Annotated in this window: 17 protein-coding genes and 1 tRNA gene; 17 read left to right on the top strand and 1 reads right to left on the bottom strand. The window is 35.4% G+C overall.

The window, feature by feature from the left end; translation table 11 throughout:
- The 8 genes from gyrA (at position 1) to FD36_RS02570 (ending at position 8,987) form a co-directional block, all read left to right on the top strand.
- Complete coding sequence (gene gyrA / locus FD36_RS02605) at positions 1 to 2,523, top strand: DNA gyrase subunit A (protein WP_056957827.1); 2,523 nt, start codon at positions 1 to 3, stop codon at positions 2,521 to 2,523.
- 196 nt (positions 2,524 to 2,719) lie between these two features.
- A complete protein-coding gene (gene rpsF / locus FD36_RS02600) occupies positions 2,720 to 3,019 on the top strand; it encodes a 30S ribosomal protein S6 (protein ID WP_056957826.1) in 300 nt (99 codons plus the stop codon).
- Between the two features lie 28 nt (positions 3,020 to 3,047).
- Positions 3,048 to 3,560 (top strand): single-stranded DNA-binding protein, encoded by a 513-nt coding sequence (ssb, locus tag FD36_RS02595; RefSeq protein WP_014081364.1) that lies wholly within the window; start codon positions 3,048 to 3,050, stop codon positions 3,558 to 3,560.
- A 41-nt stretch (positions 3,561 to 3,601) separates the two neighbouring features.
- A complete protein-coding gene (gene rpsR / locus FD36_RS02590) occupies positions 3,602 to 3,859 on the top strand; it encodes a 30S ribosomal protein S18 (RefSeq protein WP_041817484.1) in 258 nt (85 codons plus the stop codon).
- 112 nt (positions 3,860 to 3,971) lie between these two features.
- Positions 3,972 to 5,990 carry a DHH family phosphoesterase gene (locus FD36_RS02585; protein WP_180996144.1) on the top strand — a complete coding sequence of 673 codons (2,019 nt, stop codon included), beginning with the start codon at positions 3,972 to 3,974 and terminating at the stop codon, positions 5,988 to 5,990.
- A 30-nt stretch (positions 5,991 to 6,020) separates the two neighbouring features.
- Complete coding sequence (gene rplI / locus FD36_RS02580) at positions 6,021 to 6,473, top strand: 50S ribosomal protein L9 (protein WP_014081367.1); 453 nt, start codon at positions 6,021 to 6,023, stop codon at positions 6,471 to 6,473.
- A 28-nt stretch (positions 6,474 to 6,501) separates the two neighbouring features.
- Positions 6,502 to 7,935: a replicative DNA helicase gene (gene dnaB / locus FD36_RS02575; protein ID WP_056957825.1), complete on the top strand. Its 1,434-nt coding sequence runs from the start codon at positions 6,502 to 6,504 to the stop codon at positions 7,933 to 7,935.
- A 107-nt stretch (positions 7,936 to 8,042) separates the two neighbouring features.
- Entirely contained in the window at positions 8,043 to 8,987 is a 945-nt protein-coding gene (locus tag FD36_RS02570) for a DMT family transporter (RefSeq protein ID WP_014081369.1), read from the top strand.
- Between the two features lie 96 nt (positions 8,988 to 9,083).
- Here the strand turns inward: FD36_RS02570 and FD36_RS02565 are convergent.
- Positions 9,084 to 9,156 (bottom strand) — tRNA-Lys (locus FD36_RS02565).
- 211 nt (positions 9,157 to 9,367) lie between these two features.
- Between FD36_RS02565 and yycF the strand changes: the two genes are divergently transcribed.
- From yycF to spxB, 9 genes are all read left to right on the top strand, one after another.
- Entirely contained in the window at positions 9,368 to 10,078 is a 711-nt protein-coding gene (gene yycF / locus FD36_RS02560; RefSeq protein ID WP_056957824.1) for a response regulator YycF, read from the top strand.
- A gap of 23 nt (positions 10,079 to 10,101) precedes the next feature.
- On the top strand, positions 10,102 to 11,970 hold the full coding sequence (gene walK, locus FD36_RS02555) for a cell wall metabolism sensor histidine kinase WalK (RefSeq protein ID WP_056957823.1): 1,869 nt from the start codon (positions 10,102 to 10,104) through the stop codon (positions 11,968 to 11,970).
- Positions 11,954 to 13,273 carry a YycH family regulatory protein gene (locus FD36_RS02550; protein ID WP_225361528.1) on the top strand — a complete coding sequence of 440 codons (1,320 nt, stop codon included), beginning with the start codon at positions 11,954 to 11,956 and terminating at the stop codon, positions 13,271 to 13,273. Before walK ends, FD36_RS02550 begins: the two co-directional genes overlap by 17 nt.
- Positions 13,263 to 14,114, top strand: a complete 852-nt coding sequence (locus FD36_RS02545; RefSeq protein WP_056957822.1) for a two-component system regulatory protein YycI — start codon at positions 13,263 to 13,265, stop codon at positions 14,112 to 14,114. The genes FD36_RS02550 and FD36_RS02545 overlap by 11 nt, the downstream gene beginning before the upstream one ends.
- Positions 14,107 to 14,910: an MBL fold metallo-hydrolase gene (locus FD36_RS02540; RefSeq protein ID WP_056957821.1), complete on the top strand. Its 804-nt coding sequence runs from the start codon at positions 14,107 to 14,109 to the stop codon at positions 14,908 to 14,910. The genes FD36_RS02545 and FD36_RS02540 overlap by 8 nt, the downstream gene beginning before the upstream one ends.
- Before the next feature lie 609 nt (positions 14,911 to 15,519).
- The gene (gene rlmH / locus FD36_RS02535) at positions 15,520 to 15,999 is read left to right on the top strand and encodes a 23S rRNA (pseudouridine(1915)-N(3))-methyltransferase RlmH (protein WP_056957820.1); all 480 of its coding nucleotides are present in this window, start codon (positions 15,520 to 15,522) and stop codon (positions 15,997 to 15,999) included.
- A 40-nt stretch (positions 16,000 to 16,039) separates the two neighbouring features.
- Entirely contained in the window at positions 16,040 to 17,155 is a 1,116-nt protein-coding gene (locus FD36_RS02530) for a YibE/F family protein (protein WP_225362010.1), read from the top strand.
- The gene (locus FD36_RS02525) at positions 17,152 to 17,904 is read left to right on the top strand and encodes a YibE/F family protein (protein ID WP_056957818.1); all 753 of its coding nucleotides are present in this window, start codon (positions 17,152 to 17,154) and stop codon (positions 17,902 to 17,904) included. Before FD36_RS02530 ends, FD36_RS02525 begins: the two co-directional genes overlap by 4 nt.
- 115 nt (positions 17,905 to 18,019) lie before the next feature.
- The gene (gene spxB / locus FD36_RS02520; protein ID WP_056957817.1) at positions 18,020 to 19,834 is read left to right on the top strand and encodes a pyruvate oxidase; all 1,815 of its coding nucleotides are present in this window, start codon (positions 18,020 to 18,022) and stop codon (positions 19,832 to 19,834) included.
- The last annotated feature ends 52 nt before the right edge of the window (positions 19,835 to 19,886 follow it).

The following is a 19,886-nucleotide window of genomic DNA, read 5'->3' as shown; positions in this document are numbered from 1 at the left end:
ATGGAGGTTAATCCTGTGGCCAATGAAACCGATACGCCAGAAACAAGAATAACGAATGTTGATTTATCGAAAAAAATGAAATCTTCATTCCTTGATTACGCCATGAGTGTAATTGTTGCTCGTGCATTGCCGGATGTACGTGATGGAATGAAACCAGTTAACCGACGAATCCTATATGGTATGGATCAATTAGGAGTTACGCCAGAAAAACCATATAAAAAATCTGCCAGAATCGTTGGGGATGTAATGGGTAAGTATCATCCCCATGGTGATAGTTCAATTTACGAAGCCATGGTGCGGATGGCACAAGAATTTAGTTATCGTTACATGTTAGTTGATGGTCATGGTAACTTTGGTTCCGTTGATGGAGATGGTGCTGCTGCCATGCGTTATACTGAAGCTCGGCTTAGCAAGATTTCCATGGAAATGTTACGTGATTTAAACAAAGATACAGTTGATTTTGTACCTAACTATGATGGCACGGAACGTGAACCAGTCGTTTTACCAGCACGAATCCCTAACTTGTTACTTAACGGAGCAACTGGGATTGCTGTTGGGATGGCAACGAATATTCCGCCTCACAACTTAACTGAAGTTATTTCAGCTATTCACATTTTGATGAAAAATCCAGATGCTGATGTTAATGATTTAATGGAAGCCCTTCCTGGACCAGATTTTCCAACTGGTGGAATTGTGATGGGTAAGTCAGAAATTAGACATGCCTATGAAACTGGTCGGGGAAACATTGTGGTCCGCTCTAAAACAGACATTGAAGAAGATAAAAACGGTAAACAAACGATTGCAGTTACTGAACTACCTTACATGGTTAATAAAGCAACATTAATTGAACGAATTGCTGAATTAGTTCGGGATAAACGAATTAATGGAATTAGTGCAATTAATGATGAGTCTGATCGTGAAGGAATGCGGATTGCTATTGACATTCGTCGTGATGCTAGTGCTGAAGTAGTTTTGAATAATTTATTTAAGTTAACTTTGATGCAAACTTCATTTAGTTTTAACATGCTTGCTATTATTGAAGGTGCTCCTAAGATTTTAAGTTTGAAAGAAATCTTGAACAGTTATTTGAATTATCAAGTGGAAGTTATTACACGGAGAACTCGATTTAACTTAAAGAAAGCACAAGCTCGTGCTCATATTTTAGTTGGATTGTTAATTGCCCTTGATAACATTGATAAAATCATTACGATTATTCGTGGTTCAAAGACTGCTGACATTGCCAAACACGAATTGATTTCTCAATTTGATTTGGATGATAAGCAAGCACAAGCTATCTTAGATATGCGTTTAGTTCGTTTGACTGGACTAGAACGTGGCAAAATTAATGACGAACACGAAAAATTACTTGCTCAAATCAAGGACTATAAAGAAATTTTAGCTAGTCATGAACGAGTTAACGAAATTATTTACAATGAATTATTAGATATCCAAAAACGGTTCGGTGATGATCGTCGGACTGAATTAATGATTGGTGAAATCACTAATATTGAAGATGAAGATCTTATTGAAGATAAGAATGTCACCATTACATTGACGCATAATGGGTACATCAAACGGATCCCAACGGATGATTTCAAGACCCAAAATCGTGGTGGTCGTGGAATTAAAGGAATGGGTGTTAACAAGGATGACTTTATTGAGCATCTAATTAACGGTTCTACCCATGATTTATTGTTATTCTTTACCAATGCTGGAAAAGTTTACAGTATGAAGGTTTATGAAGTTCCTGAATATGGTCGTTCTGCAAAGGGACTTCCTATCGTAAACTTGATTAACCTGGGTGAAAAAGAAAAAATCCAAACTGTCTTAAGAGTGGATGGAGATGGGGAACATAAATACCTCTTCTTCACTACTAAGCTGGGAACGGTTAAACGCACTCCAATTGATGAATTTACGAATATTCGTAACAATGGTTTGAAAGCCATTAATCTTCATGATGACGATGAACTTATTAAGGTTTCCCTCGTTGATGGGAATCAAAATATGATTATCGGAACTCACCTTGGTTATGCAGTTAGTTTCAAGGTTGAGGATGTTCGTTCTATGGGACGTTCGGCTTCTGGAGTTCGTGGAGTACGTTTGCGGGATGACGATTACGTAATTGGTGCGGCTATTCTTACTCCAGGATCTGATGTGTTTGTTATTTCAGAGAACGGATACGGAAAACGGACCCCGGTTAATCAATATCCAATTAAAGGTCGAGGTGGTAAAGGAATTAAAACCTCGAACGTGACTGAGAAAAATGGTCCCCTAGTTGGATTGGGAGTAGTTAACGGCGACGAAGATATCATGTTAATTACTGATCAGGGTGTGATGATTCGTTTTGCAGCTGGAAATGTTTCTGAAACTGGTCGTTCAACTTTAGGAGTTCATTTAATTCGAGTTGATGATGATTCTACAGTTGCTACAATGGCAATTGTGCAACCAGAAGAAGATGGCGACGAAGACATTGATTCTGAAACAACTGATGATAAATCAGGTGCAGATGATCAGCCAGAATAATTAAAATTAAGAATTTCATTTTTTAAAATGGAATTCTTTTTTATTACGTATCTATCGATGTATCGTAAAAAGCATTTCGTGGTTTGAATAATAATTCTAATCGTGATATAATATAAACTTGTGAACTAAGTACTCTTAGTTTGCCCTTGCTCTTCAAATCACTGGAGGGCCTATAGTCCATAAGGAGGTGTAATTCATGGAAAACAAATATGAAATTACTTACATTATTCGTCCAGATCTTGATGCTGCTGCTAAAACTGCTTTAGTAGAACGTTTCGACAAGATTTTGACTGACGATGGTGCTAAGTTAATTGATTCAAAAGATTGGTCAAAACGCCGTCTTGCATACGAAATCAAAGGTTACAACGAAGGTTTATACCACGTTATCAACTTAACTTCTGACAACGCTGATGCAATTAACGAATTTGATCGTCTTGCAAAATTTAGTGATGGTATCTTACGTCACATGATTGTTGTTCGTAATGACAAAAAATAAACTTTAAACTGAGAGGAGCATTTTCAGTATGATTAATACCGTTGTCCTAACTGGACGCTTAACACGAGATGTCGATTTGCGATACACCCAAAGTGGCGCAGCTGTAGGTACTTTTACCTTAGCTGTTGACCGTAGATTCACCAATTCAAATGGTGATCGGGAAGCTGATTTTGTCAATTGTGTTATCTGGCGTAAACCAGCTGAAAATCTTGCCAACTTCGTTCATAAAGGTTCGTTAATCGGAATTGAAGGTCGTTTACAAACCAGAAATTACGAAAACAAACAGGGCCAACGTGTCTACGTGACCGAAGTTGTCGTTGATAACTTCACTTTCTTGGAACCACGTCAAAATGGTGGCCAACCTAGTGGTAACAACGCAGGCAATGCTGCTCCTCAACAAAATCCATTTGGCACACCAGACAATAATAATTTTGGTGGTAGCAATAACAACCAAAATATTAATAAAGGATCTGACAATTCTGCTGATCCATTTGCTGGTGGTGACCAAATCGATATTTCCGATGACGATCTTCCATTTTAATTAATGTGCTGATCTGAATTATGACCGAGGAGGGAAAAAACATGGCTGAACAAAGACATTCTAGAGGTGGAAGAAGAGGCGGTGGACACCGTCGCCGTAAGGTAGACTTCATCGCTGCTAACCACATCGAATACATTGATTACAAAGATACTGATTTATTGAAACGTTTCATTTCAGAACGAGGTAAGATTTTACCTCGTCGTGTTACTGGAACTAGTGCTAAAAACCAACGTAAGTTGACTAGCGCAATCAAACGTGCCCGTATCATGGCTTTACTACCATTCGTAGTTGAAGACTAATTTGATAATTAAGGAAGATCTAGCATCCGCTAGGTCTTTTTTTCTTGCATAAATTTTCAAACGGCATGTGATAGAATAGAAGATAAAGTAGTTTTAATTTAGGGGTGAAATTATGAAAAACTTAGTAAAAAAGAATAATTTACCACCATTTTTGCGAAATAAACGATTACGTAGTATTTCACTCTTTATTGCAGTTAGTTTAATTTTGGGTTTAGTAATTGCGTTTCTTTATAATATGCTTGTCGGTTGCGTTCTTTTAGTGATGGCATGTGCTGGTTTAGCATATACGATTAAAAATTTAAATATCGTTGAAGAAAATGCCAATAATTACCTAACTGATCTATCATATTTAATTTCACGTGGGGAGCAAGAAGCCCTTTTAGAAATGCCAATTGGCGTTTTGTTGCTCGATCGGGCTAAACGTATTTCTTGGGTAAATCCTTACTTACAGCCATACTTTGAAGGTAAAAAGGTCATTCAACGTTCACTAGAAGAAGTTGATCCTGAGTTATTTGACATTATTCAGAATCACTGGGAAAAAGATGATTCTTTTGAAGTAACATGGCGTGGAAACCAATTTATGATGTTAATTCAACGCCAGTATAATACCGTTTATATGGAAAATATTACCCACTATGCTTCAATTGAAAAACGATATCTTGATGAGCGAGTAGTAATTGGTGAAGTTTACTTAGATAATTTTGATGAAGTTAGTCAATCAATGACTGATCAAGAAATTTCTAATTTGAAAAATTATGTTACTAACCAGTTAAGTATCTGGGCTAAGCATTATGGAGTTTATTTAAAACGAATTGATGCTGATCATTTCATGATTATGATGTATATGAAAGCCCTACATGCGATTGAAAATGATAAGTTTAATATTCTTGATGTAATTCGCCAAGGAACTTCTAAGCAAAACTTTCCAATTACTTTGAGTATTGGAATTGCTTACGATGATATTGATTTGAATAAGTTAGCAGATCAAGCACAGAGTAACTTAGATTTGGCCCTTGGGCGAGGTGGTGATCAAGCTGTTATCAAGCCTAGTGATGGTGAGGCGCTTTTCTTTGGTGGTAAGACTAATCCAATGGAAAAACGGACACGGGTCCGTGCACGAATGATTACATCGGCTTTACAAGAGTTGATGAAGGAATCCGACAAAATTTTTGTCGACGGGCATGCTCATCCTGACATGGATTGTTGGGGAGCATCTTTAGGAATTCGTCGGATTGCTCAAATGAATGGAAAAGAATGTTACATTGTTTTTGATGAAAAGATTGTTTATTCCGATATTCAACGTCTTTTGGATGAAATTGATGATTACCCAGCTATTAGGGATTCAATTATTACATCTGATAAAGCGGTTAAAATGGCAACTGATGATAGTTTGTTAGTGATGGTTGATCATTCTAATCCATCAATCGGATTAGCTCCTAATCTCTACGAACGATTACAAAATCGAGTAGTGATTATTGATCATCATCGTCGGGGAGAAGATTTCCCCGAAAATCCATTATTGGCTTACGTTGAACCTTATGCCTCATCTGCCTGTGAATTAATTACCGAAATGTTTGAATATCAATCCCAAAGTGCCGATCCAATTAACACTTTGGAAGCAACTACGATGTTGACCGGAATTGTGGTTGATACTCAATCATTTACAGTAAGAACTGGGACAAGAACTTTTGATGCAGCTAGTTATTTGCGTTCTTCTGGAGCAAATGTTGATGAGATAGCACTACTTATGAAAGAAAATGTTAACAGCTATATGGCTGAAAATCATTTGATATCCATGGTACAATTTATCGATGGGAACTTAGCATTAATTACGGCAGAAGATGATAAGAAGTATGATTCCGTAACGGCTGCGAAGTCAGTTGATTCATTGATGAAAATTGATGGGGTCTCAGCTTCCTTCGTGATTTTCCGTCGAAATGATGGAAACGTGGGAATTTCTGCACGAAGTAACGGGGACGTGAATGTCCAATTAATTATGGAAGCGCTTGGTGGTGGTGGTCACTTGGATGCTGGTGCTACACAAATTGCTGATAAAACAGTTGATGAAGTTCAAGAAATGCTGCTTGGTGTTTTACACAAAGACGAAGAAGCAGAAAATACTAATGATTAAACGAATTTAAATTATAAAGGAGAAACAATCATGAAAGTTATTTTTTTAGAAGACGTTAAAGGTAAAGGTAAACGTGGCGAAATTAAAAATGTTCCCACTGGATATGCACAAAATTTCTTGATTAAAAATGGGTTAGCGCAAGAAGCTTCTAAAGCAGCAATTGCAAAAGTAAAAGCAGTTCAACGCCATGAAGAAGCTGATGCCGAAGCTGCCTTAGAAGAAGCAGAAAAAATCAAAAAATTCCTTGAAAAAGATGATACTGTGGTTGAATTAAAGGCCAAAGAAGGTAAAGAAGGCCGTTTATTCGGTTCAATTCCTAGCAAACAAATTGCTAAGGCTTTAGCTGATCAATACAAGGTTAATATCGACAAACGTAAAATTGAATTGCCAGAACCAATTAAAACCATGGGATACACTAATGTACCCGTTAAATTACATGCACAAGTGACTGCTAAAATTAGAGTTCATGTTTCAGAAAAATAATGGTTAAGCATTAGAAAAGAGATTTTGTATGAATAATGATGTTTTGCTAGATCATACGCCCCCTAATAATCCAGAAGCCGAAAAAGCAGTTCTAGGAGCTGTTTTTTTAAACCAAGAAGCAATTGCTACAGCTGCTGAATTTTTAACTCCAGATGAGTTTTATCGTCGGGCAAATCAAATTATTTTCCAAGCGATGCTCGATTTATCAGATGCGGATGAAGTCATTGACGCCGTTTCTGTCTCCGATAAATTAAAGGGACAAAATCAATTGGAAGATGTTGGTGGAGTACCATATCTTTTGGAAGTCGTTGATGCTGTTCCATCTGCTGCTAATATTGAGTACTATGCCAAGTTAGTGCAAAAAAAAGCCACGCAGCGACGTTTAATTGATACTGCTAATAAAATTGCTAACGATGGTTATAACGAAGATGAAAATCTTGATGACTTGCTTGACAACGCTGAACGTGAAATTATGGACGTTTCAGAAAAACGAAACCAAAGTGGCTTTAAAAAGATTGGCGAAGTAGTTGGTGAATCATGGCAAAAAATTCAAGATTTAGCTGCTAATGGTGGAGAGGAAGTTACAGGAACTGCCACAGGCTATATTGAATTAGATAAAATGACGACCGGATTACATCCAGGAGAATTAATAATTTTAGCTGCACGGCCGGCAGTTGGTAAAACCGCTTTTGCACTAAATATTGCTCGAAATGTGGGAACCAAAACCAATAAAACAGTGGCCATTTTTAGTTTGGAAATGAGCGCAGAATCATTGGTTAACCGGATGCTTTGTGCTGAAGGAAGTATTCAGTCTAATCACTTACGAACCGGTGAATTAACTCCAGAAGAATGGCAATCTTTAACAGTTTCGATGGGAAACTTATCTGAGTCTCGAATTTTTATTGATGATACTCCCGGAAACAGAATTGCCTCGATTCGGGCTAATTGTCGGCGATTAAAAAAAGAAGCCGAACACGAACAAGGGGTTGATGATCCTGGTTTAGGGTTAATTGTGATTGATTATCTTCAACTGATTGAAGGTAATAATAAGGAAAGTCGGCAACAAGAAGTTTCTGAAATTTCACGACAATTAAAAAAATTAGCCAATGAATTACAAGTACCGATTATTGCTTTGTCACAACTATCTCGTGGTGTCGAACAACGACAAGATAAACGACCAGTCCTTTCTGATATTCGTGAATCTGGATCAATTGAACAAGATGCAGATATTGTAGCTTTTTTATATCGGGATGATTATTACGAACGTGATGGATCTGACGAAAATAACGGTGCTCCAGGTGCTCCTCAAATGTCTCAAGCACCGGTTTCAGATGATGATGACACCGGACAAGGTGAAGTTGAAGTTATTATCGAAAAGAACCGTTCTGGTGCTCGAGGAACTGTTCCGTTACTATTCTTAAAAGCCTATAACAAGTTTTCTAATGTTTCATATCGCAAATAGTATTTAAAGACAGCCAGTCATTTGAATAGTCTGGCTTTTTTGATAGAGATTTGCAATTTATCATTATCTTTTGTATGTTTGAATAAGTGAGGAGCCTAATACATATTATGAAAAAATCTTTAATTTACGTTTTTATTTCAACTGTTTTATTTAGTTTGATGGAAATTGCTTTAAAAATTGCTGGAAATCAATTTAATCCAATTCAGTTAAACTTGATTCGTTTTACCCTTGGTGGCTTGGTAATTTTACCCTTTGCTATTTCACGATTAAAAAAACTACACCACAAACTTCACTGGGAAGATTGGAAAATTTTCTCACTGACTGGATTCTTATGTGTCGTAGTTTCGATGACACTATATCAATTAGCCATTTTATATGGAGAACCAGCGATTGTCGCAGTCCTCTTTAGCTGTAATCCAGTATTTGCTTTGATTTTTGCCTACTTTATTTTGCACGAAAACGTTTCTCGTTCGGACATTATTTCATTGGTTTTGTCAGTAATTGGATTGTTGGTAATTATCGATCCGTTTAAAGTAACCAATCCAATTGGAGTTTCGTTAGCAATTTTAGCAGCGGCAACCTTTGGATTTTATGGAATTATGTCACAAGCTAGTTCATTGAAAGTCCATTTAGATGGGGTAGTAATGACTGGTTTTACCTTTATTGCTGGTGCAGCAGAATTATTAGTGATTATTTTGATTACCAAAATTCCTTCAATAGCTAATTGGATGAATTCAATTAGATGGTTAAAAGAATTTTCTGATATTCCAATTTTTACAAACGTTAATCTTCCTAATTTATGGATATTGGCTTTTGTTGGTTTGGCAGTAACTGGTGGAGGTTTTGCTTTTTACTTCTTGGCTTTACAAGATGGTGGAGTATCAATGGCCTCGCTAGTTTTCTTCTTCAAACCGGTGCTTTCTCCTATTTTTGCTTTCTTCTTAATTGGGGAAGACATCAATCTTCCAACGATGATTGGGATTGCTATTATTATTTGTGGATCAATTGTAACTGTGGTTGGATATAATACTGAAAAAGCTAAAATTGAATAAAACAAAAACGAAACTGAATTTCAGTTTCGTTTTTTTATGGTTAAATTTAGGTAACAAAAAAGGACTTACCAATTGGTAAATCCTTCCTTAATATGATGGGCAGTCAGGGGATCGAACCCTGGACCCACGGATTAAGAGTCCGTTGCTCTGCCAGCTGAGCTAACTGCCCATATCAAAGTACATTTAATATATTATCATATGGTTCAAACCAAATCAATACTAATTTAAGAGAATTTGCATATTTTTTAAGAGGGACTAGTGTTGGATATTTAGTTGCCTAAAACAGTTATGTTATACTTAGAGGTGACTGAGCACAAAGTAAGCCTTGGTTAAACTCAAAGCACGAACCAGAAAACGTACAATAACAGGAGATAAAAATTATGTCTAAAATTTTAGTTGTAGATGATGAAAAAACAATTACCGATATTGAAAAATTTAGTTTAGAAAAAGAAGGATACGAAGTTGAAGTTGCTTATGATGGTGAAGATGCCTTAAAAAAAGTTGAGGAAAATACACCTGATTTAATAATTTTAGATATCATGCTTCCTAAAATTGATGGTTTAGAAGTTGCAAAGGAAGTTAGAAAAACGCATAATATGCCGATTATCATGGTAACTGCCAAAGACTCTGAATTAGATAAAGTGTTAGGACTAGAAATCGGTGCCGATGACTATGTTACTAAACCTTTTTCTAACCGGGAACTGGTTGCCCGAGTAAAAGCTAATTTACGACGTCAGTCAGTTGCCAGTGAAAATAGTAGCAAAGAAGACGATGAAAAGCGGGAAATTACATTTGGTGATTTAACTGTGCATCCCGATTCATACTCAGTTACTAAGAACGGGAAAACCGTTGATTTAACTCACCGTGAATTTGAATTAATTCATTATTTAGCACAACATGCCGGACAAGTTATGACTCGTGAACACCTTCTTCAAACCGTTTGGGGTTACGATTTTTTTGGTGATGTTCGGACGGTTGATGTGACGGTTCGTCGTTTACGAGAAAAAATTGAAGATGATCCAAGTCAACCTAAATGGCTTGTCACACGTCGTGGTGTTGGTTATTACGTTCGTAGTGCTGAAGAAAAATAATAATTAGGTAAGAGGGAATCATAATGAAGCAAAAATGGAAAATTTTTAAATCAATTCATTTTAAGATTGCCCTTGTTTTCGTATTAATGATGTTATTAACCCTTGAAATTGTGGGAACAGTCTTCGTGCGGCAACTAGAGTATCAAAATTTAACTACTTTTAAGGATTCAATCCAGCTTAAGCCCTATGTTAATACCTCTTTAAAAAAGCAATTAACTAATAAAAATCAAATAAAAGCAAATAAACAAATTCGAACCATCTTACAAGACGCCGATTTTAGTAACGTTGATGAGATAACGGTGGTTGATGCTCGTGATAATATCCGTGGAACTAGTCAAACTAGTAAACAATATCTAGTGGGACAAAAAAACACTGATAGTGACATCAAGAGTGCTCTTTATAGTGGAAAAACAATTGAAAAGAATTCTTCAAATAACAACAGTCGTTACTATACGATGGTTAAACCACTAATTAATAGTGCAAAAAATCAAATTAATAGTGCAAAAAATCAAATTAATATTGAAGGGGTCGTTTACATTCGGGCCAATTTAAGACCGGTTTATCAAAATATTAATCGAATTACGACCATTTATCTTTTTGCTGCTGTTTTATCAATTATTTTAGGAGTGATTCTTACTTTAGTTATTTCAAGGGCCATTACTAAACCAATTGATGAATTAAAGAAACAGACTGAACAAATTGCTAGAGGAGACTACTCTGGACACGTTCAAGTTTACGGAAACGATGAGTTAGGACAACTAGCTCATGCTGTTAACAATCTTTCCGTTCAAGTTGAAGAATCACAAGAATCAACAGAATCAGAACGTCGGCGTTTGGACTCAGTTCTTGATAATATGACCGACGGGGTTATGGCAACTGATCGACGAGGAATTGTAACAATTGTTAATGATGAAGCACTTGATTTGTTAAACGATGAAAAAGATCAAGTAGTTGGCCGTCCGATTTTAAATGTTTTAAATTTGCAAAATAAGTACACTTTAAAGAATTTAATTGATGATCCCGGACAAATTATTCTAGATTTTTCTAACGATGAACATCAGTTAATTCTTTCAACGCATTTTTCATTGATTCAACGTAAATCCGGTTTTATTAATGGGATTGTTTGTGTGTTTCATGATGTTACGGCCCAACAAAAGATTGATGCTGACCGACGCCAGTTTGTATCAAATGTTTCACACGAATTGAGAACTCCTTTAACTAGTGTCCATTCTTATATTGAAGCCTTGTTGGACGGAGCTTGGGAAGATAAAAAATTAGCACCTAAATTCTTAAAGGTTACTCAAGATGAAACTAACCGAATGATTCGGATGATTAATGATTTATTGACGTTGTCACGGATGGATTCTGGTACACAAAGTTATAATACTGAATTAGTAAATATTAATCGCTTATTTAATTACGTATTAGACCAATTTGACATGATTGTTAGAAGTGATGATACTAAGAAAACTTATAAGATTAAGCGTGATTTTACGAAACAAGATCTATGGACAGAAATTGATACAGATCGATTTACGCAGGTAATCGATAATATCATGAATAACGCCGTTAAATACTCACCTGATGGGGGAGTGATTACTTGTCGACTTTATGAAAATCATAACCGGATTGTGATGAGTATTTCCGATCAGGGGCTAGGGATGCCTAAAGCAGCACTTAAACATATTTTTGATCGTTTTTACCGAGTCGATAAAGCCCGAGCACGTGCCCAAGGTGGTAGTGGATTGGGACTTGCAATTTCAAAAGAAATTGTTGAATCATTTGGCGGTAATATCCACGTAAATAGTGTTGAAGGTAAGGGATCGACGTTCTATATTACTTTACCTTGTGAAACAGTTGAGGAGGACTTGTGGGATGATGGCGAAGCTTAGACGATATACATTACCAATTTTATTAGGAATCGCAGTTTTAATTAGTGTAGTTTTGTCAGTTTCTTTACTAACCAATCCAGCTCGTTTTAGTGGAAGGGTGCATGAAAAGAAAACAACTACTTTAAATACTGATGAAACTGCTCGTAAAATGATTGATGTTTATTCGCCGACACAATTAATTCAAAATTCGGATAAAGGAAAAGAATTGCTTACTAGTTCTTCTACCAACCTAGTTTCTGAAATTTTTAAAACGATGCAAGATTATCATTACTCTCACATTGAAAGAGTTTCTCAAGGGAATCAAAAGCAATACAATCAGATGCTTAATAAATCGGATTCATTGATGTTAAATTACAATAATCCGATTTCATCTGACATGTTAGCTCAAATTCTTCACTATAGTCAGTTTAAAGATAAAGGCGATGTTAAACGATTAATTGTGCCATTAAAGGGTAGTTATCATTATGTTTATCTATTAAATGACGATAAATATACAATTTATAAAGTTAAAGTTAGCACTCTCAAACTAAAAACGATTAAGCAAATTCTTAATCAAAAAATGAATAAAAATCGAATCGAATTACGTTCCGTTAACGGAAATCCCTACATCTATTTCCCTAATCAAGTTAAGATGAAGGATTACGGTTATATGTTGCAGGAGCAAACCCCAAATTCTTATTTGAATCGAATTATAGGAAATACAACTGCGGCATCAGTTAAACATCAAAAAGATAAAACCATTTGTAGTTCTCAAAATCAAGATTTGACGTTTGATAATAATGATGACGTAATCTATAACAACTATCGACCTAATCAAAAAATCACTTCACAAATTGGAGCCCTAAAATCTGCATACCAAAATGCTGTTCAACTGGGAATTTCCTTGGAAAATACTAAGTTTGATACCTATAACCCTAAGAAACAAAACGTTAATTATCGACTTTACATTGAAGGGTTTCCAATTTACAGTGATCAACAACTTGGAGTTTATAATTACAGATTTATGAATGGAAATGTGGAACGTTTTGCGTTTTCATTACGAGATTTTGAAGTTCCCGTTCCGACAGATAAACAAACCATTACTCTTCCAAATTCACGGAATTTATTGATTGATTTGGAAAATAGTGGGGTTAATATGAAACAAATTAATGGAATTAGACTTGGTTATCAAGTAATTTCTGATAACCAAAATAAGTTGATTGTAACCTTACAACCAAGTTGGTTTATTAAAATTAACAACCAATGGATTAATTATCGTTCCTTAGATACACAAATTGGAAAGGGGAATTCAAATGAACTTTAAACGAATTCAAGAAGTCTTCCTCTTTGCCTTTATTGTGATTGATATCTTTTTAATATTAATGACGAAAAACAATAATATTCAAAACGATAATACAGCTTCGGAAAATGTTAATGGTACTGTCATCAAAGAAATGAAACGTGATAACATTTCAGTAGGTAAATTGTCTGATCAAAAAAAGGATGGGTATTACATAGCAGCTACACAAGATACTGATCTTGAAAAGGAAATTAATTATTTACGAGATCAAGATGCACGTATAGACGATAGTGACACCATTAGTAGTACATTTAGTCCCCTTAAAGTTGATCAAAAACATCCTGAAAAAACAATTAATCAGTTACTGAAGAAGCCAGGTTTCGTCTTAGCAGGGACGCAATATGAGTTTAATCAAGTTGATTCAACGAAGTCTAAGTTAGTTTATGATCAAAAGGCAATTGATGGAATTTTCTACACTTCAGAAGGTCGAATTACCTTTAACTTGAATGCTAATGACCGGTTGTCTGGGTATACACAACAAAAACTTAATGACATTAGAGTTTTGCATGAAAAAACTGATTTAATTTCTCAAGAACGAGCTTTAATTTACTTGTATCAATATAATGGAATTCCCAATAATTCTGACGTTATTTGGACAAAGTTGGGCTATACTAAGTTATTGCATATTAACGGAAAAGACGTTTATATTCCAACTTGGATTATTGCAACAAAAACTAAAGCATCTTCTGATGTTCAAATTCACCGCATTAATGCCTTTACAGGGGCCTCATTTAAAACAGAACAAGTTCATAATACGGAACAAAGTCAACAATCATTAGAAAGTGTGAACAGTAAAGATGAATAATGATGATTTTAAAATTTGCGTCTTATCAAGTGGAAGTGGCGGAAATTGTACCTATATTGAAACTCCAAAGCATAAAATTATTCAAGATGCAGGGTTATCTGGAATTCGAATTGAGCGAATGATGAAATCAATCGGCAAAGATTTAAAAGATGTTGATTCAATGTTTGTAACCCATGAGCATACGGATCATGCCAAGGGAGTGGGTATTTTAGCTCGTAAATATGGAATGAATGTTTATGCTAATGAACCAACCTGGAATGCCATGAACTCCAAAATTGGAAAAATTCCAGTTGAACAAAAATACATTTTTGATCCCAATAAAACGGAATCTTTTGATGATTTAGATGTGGAAAGTTTTGCCGTTTCCCATGATGCTGCTCAGGCACAATTCTATAATTATCATCACAATGGTAAGAGTTTTGTAATTGTGACTGATACTGGAACAATTTCTGATAATGTTGCCGGTATCATTCGCGATGCGGATGGCTATTTGTTTGAATGTAATTATGATACTGATATGTTGATGAATGGTGATTATTCATATTATACGAAGCTTCGAATTCAAAGTGATACAGGGCATTTATCAAATGTCGAAGGAACAGAAGTTTTAATGGATGTTATGGGTCCCAAAACAAAGCATATTTTCTTAGCCCACCGTAGTCATCATAACAATACTAAGGAATTACAACGTTTGACTGTGGCTTCAATGATGAAAAATAATGGTTTAGGTGTTGGAAAAAGTTTTCAACTACACGGAACTGATGTAGAAAAACCTTCAGATTTATATACGCTTTAAAGTGTGATTATCCAACTGATAATCGCACTTTTTTTGTGAATAAGTTGCTGAAACGGATATTATAAAATTAGTATGATACAACCTAACGAAATGTGGATTTTGTTAAAATGAAAAAATTAAAGTAAAAAGTCAGCTATAATGATAAAAGGAAGCGGAAAAATCGAAAAAGTTTTAGTAACATTCTGTTAGCCTATTTTTTTAATTACGAACGAATGATAACATTTAAAATTGATAATTAAGAAAAATAAACAACCAAAAAAAGCACAGTCAATAAGTTGTGGATAAACCTGTGTACAACTATCCGTGGATACGTTAAAGCTTGTCACTTAAGGATTTGTTAGCAGTTAATAAAATTCGGATGGTTATCCATAACGTGTGTGGATAACTTTGAGAAACATTCAAAATATTTTTTAAATGCTTTAATAACAAGCGTTTTAGCCAATTAATTTTGTGTTAACGAACATATGTTGCTGTGGAAAAAGGTGTGAAATAAAAAATAAATTGACAACAAGTGAGAAAAAAGCGTTGGGGATAAATCCACAAAAAGAAGCATTTGATTGTGATTTTTGTGGATAACTTTGTGGATAAACTGTTAAAAGGAGTCGAGTTATGAACATCAAATTAGTAGTAGTGGGAAAAGTTAAAGAAAAATATTTTCGTGATGGAATTTCGGAATATGAAAAACGACTTTCTCGTTTTTGTAAATTTAAAATTGTGCAAGTTTCTGATGAAAAAGCACCTGAGTCTTTAAGTGAAGCTGAAATGGATGAGGTAAAACAAAAAGAAGGAGAACGGATTCTCAGTAAAATTGGTGATAAAGAATTTGTGTTTGCGTTAGCAATTTTAGGTAAGCAATTTAGCTCCGAAGAATTCGCCGCTAAAATTAAAGATTTAACGACCTATGGCCATTCTGACATTACATTTGTGATTGGTGGATCACTTGGTCTTTCGGATGCAGTAATGAAACGAGCAAATGATACAATTTCATTTGGCTGTTTTACTTTGCCTCACCAATTGATGCGATTAGTATTTTGTGAACAAATTTATCGTGCATTTATGATTAATAATGGAAGCCCTTATCATAAATAATGCTAAACTTAGAGGTAAAAAGTTTTTGGGAGATGTAATTTTGACAAGAATTAGGCCGAAGGTTCAGATTAAGTGGCTCACGATTTTAATTATTTTGATTGTTGGCGTAGTTGCAATTTTGTTTACGCATTATGATGCCCCTTTGTACCAACAAACCGTGGCTCAAGTGGAACAAGTTCATAATTATGGAAAAACGAATACGACCGATGAATTTCAAAATCGTGATTATCAAGAAAATCAAAAATTAACATTGAAGATTTTGAATGGAAAAGATGCAGGAAAAACAGTCAAAGCCCAAAATCAATTTAGCGGGTCTACTGCAACTGATCAAGAATATCATCCAGGACAACAGATTTTCGTTCATCTTGGGAGTCAGAAATTAAAAGCATCCTCAATTATGATTACTGGATTTAAGCGGGATACAACAGTGATTTTTCTAAGTTGGTTGACAATTACATTCTTGTTAATAATTCTTAAATTTCGCGGGTCGATGGCACTATTGAGTTTGGTCGTTAATGCCTTATTATTCATGGTGGCTATTGAGCTGGATGTCCACACAAATTTCAATCCGTTTATCCTATTCGCAATTCTTTCAATTATTTTTACGATGGTAACGGCTTTACTAATCTTTGGGAAATCTAAAGAAACAGTCGTGGCAATTGCGGCCACGATTCTAGGCACGTTTTCGGCAATTTTAATTGCTTATCTCGTCCTTTCGGTTACCCATCAACGTGGCATGAAATTTGAAATGATGGACTACGTGACGCAGCAACGGTTACCGCTCTTTTTTGCCGGAAGTATGATTGGCTCATTAGGGGCAATCATGGATTTATCAGCTGACATTACTTCAAGTCTGTTTGCGGTTAATCGGGAGGAGCCAACGTTAACTTTTTGGCAACTATTTGAAGATGCTCGTAAGATTGGACGTTCCATTATGGGACCCTTGATTAACGTGTTATTTTTAATTTTTGTGGCTGGAACTTTTCCCATGATGGTACTCTTTTTGAAAAACGGAAACAGTTGGGGTTATTCTTGTTCCATGATTATGTCATTAGGAATTGTTCAAAGTTTGATTAGTGGGATTGGAATTGCATTAACCGTTCCAATTACTGGCTTGATTGCTGGGGCAATTTGCAAAACGAAGGTGATCAAATGACAACGATAACTTTATTAGTATTAATTTTATTTGGATCAATGTTATTGGCTGGTGGAAAACAGGGGTTCGTTTCTTTTTTAGGCTTAATTTTTAACTTCTGTTTGGTATTTATTTCAGTGGTTTTAATTTCGTACGGTTTTCCCTATTTAATTGTGACGCTGATTAACGCGGTGATCATCTTGGTGATTTCGATTTACTTTGGTAATCAACAAGGGAGAAATGCGGATATTGCTTTCATCACATCTTTGATTGTGGTTGGAATAGTAATTTTACTAATTGTTCCAATTGAACAGTGGGCGCAAGTTCAAGGTTTTGGTCCTGAAAATACCGAAGACTTAGAAGGATTGTCACTCCAACTGGGTGTTAAATTCCTTGATGTTTCGTGTGCAATGACGATTTTAAGTTGCTTGGGAGCAGTGGCAGAAGCCTCGATTGCCATTGCCACTGGTTTATTTGAAATTGAAGCGCATAATCCGACGATTACCAGAGCTAAATTGCGTAGTGAGGGGTTATTAATTGGAAAAGAAATCATTGGAACCGCGTTTAATACGTTGTTCTTTGGTTTTTACGGAGAGTTACTAGCCTTGTTTATCTGGTTTTCACGTCTGAATTATAGTTTTGGTATGATCATTAATGATAAAATTTTCATTTCGGAATTTATCATGACTTTAATTTCTTCAATTGGAGTAATTTTAACTATTCCTGTTACGATTGGAATCTTTTTACGTCATAAAAAAACAACGATATAAACACTTGATACGCTGTCATTTGATAGCGTATTTTTTGTGATTAGATTCATAAGTCAAAGTGTTGTAGGCGCTTACAAAGAAGAATATGCTTAGGTCAAATAAAGGAGGTATCATTATGAAAGATGTAAAAACAATTTCCGCAGCAGTAGCAATGTTAAAAGTGATTGAAGCTTATGGGGTTAAACAAATTTATGGTTATCCTGGTGGTTCAATTAATTCAACCCTCCATGCATTAGATGAAGAAAAAAATAATATTGAATACATTCAAATTCGTCACGAACAAGTTGGTGCTCTTGCAGCCGCCGCTCATGCTAAATTAACTGGAAAAATTGGAGTAGCATTTGGTTCAGCTGGTCCTGGTGCAGTTAACTTGCTCAATGGTTTGTACGATGCTAAAGAAGATCGAGTTCCTATGTTAGCATTGGTAGGTCAAGTTGGACATAACGATATGAACTACAATTATTTCCAAGAAATGCCTGAAGCTCCTATTTTTTCTGATGTAGCTGTTTACGATCGAGTAGTAATGAGCCCAGAAAGTTTGCCTCACGTGATTGACCGTGCGATTCATGAAGCTTATGCTCAAAAAGGAGTTACAGTGGTTGTAATTCCTAATGACTTTGGGTTTGCACAAATTCCCGATGTTAAGTATGATTCAGCTTCTGCAACTTACGAAAAAACAGCTCCAGAACCAGTTGCAACAGACACTGAAGTTTCTGAATTTTTAGACATGGTTAAATCTGCAAAACGTCCTGTTATTCATGTTGGTCGTGGAATTAAACAAGGCGGAGACAAATTAATCAAATTGTCAAAACAGCTTCAAATTCCATTGATTATGGATGGTTTAGCAATTGGTTTAATTGATCCAAACTATGAAGGTAATCTAGGAACTGCTAATCGGGCCGCTTCTAAAGCAGCTGACGAAATTCTTGGAACTGCAGATTTAGTGATTGCAATTGGAGGAGACTTCCCATTTGCTAACAGTTACTATGCTGGTCATGATTTTAAATATGTTCAAATTGACAATTCTAAGCTTGAACTTGGTCGTCATCATGTTCCTGATTTAGCAATTTGGTCTGACGCAACAATCTTTGTTGAAAAAGCAATTGCTGCAAGTCAACCAGTTCCTGAATCAGCATTCTTTAAAGCAGCTGTAGCTGACCAAAAGAATTGGAAAGCTTATTTAGCACAAATTAAAGCTAGTCAAAATGAAAGTCTTTCTCCTGCACAAGTTTACGAACAAGTTAATCGGATTGCTAACCAAGATTCTATCTTTTCAATTGATGTGGGTGATAACATTATCAGCACCTTTAGATACTTGAATTTGGCACCTACTAACCGTTGGCTTATCTCAGCTTTGTTTGCCACAATGGGTTCTGGAGTTCCAGGTGCAATTGCAGCTAAGTTAGATGAACCAAATAAACAAGTCTTTAACATTGCTGGAGACGGTGCTTTATCAATGGTTATGCAAGATTTGGTTACCATGGTTAAATACCATCTTCCAATTATCAACATCGTTACGCAAAATGGTGATTTAAGCTTTATCGAAGGAGAACAAGAAGATCTTCCAATGGACATCTTTGGACTTGATTTACAACGTCAAGACTTCTCAATGATTGCTAAAGGAATGGGTATTGATGCACTTAAAGTTAAGAATTATTCTGAACTTCCATCAGCATTTGATACTGCTTTAAAAGCTACTCAAGCTGGAAAACCATTCTTGCTTGATATTGAAATTAATGATCATCGTGCTTTGCCAGTTGAAGATTTAATGGTTAAGGTTACGGATGGTAAATTAGAAGAAAAAGTCAACCCAAGATATCTTCAACAAGAAGGTAAAACTTATAGTTTAGCAGAATTATTCAATAAATTTGATGGTGAAAATCTAAAACCATTAACTGACTACTTTGCTGAATATGATGTAAAACTTTAAAAAAAGAAAAACGTCTAAATTTGAAAAAATTTAGACGTTTTTTGTTATTGTT

The organism is Fructilactobacillus sanfranciscensis DSM 20451 (assembly GCF_001436035.1).
Classification (GTDB): domain Bacteria; phylum Bacillota; class Bacilli; order Lactobacillales; family Lactobacillaceae; genus Fructilactobacillus; species Fructilactobacillus sanfranciscensis.
Note: the sequence above shows the minus strand (reverse complement) of the source record. Positions and strands in the feature narration are given on the sequence as shown.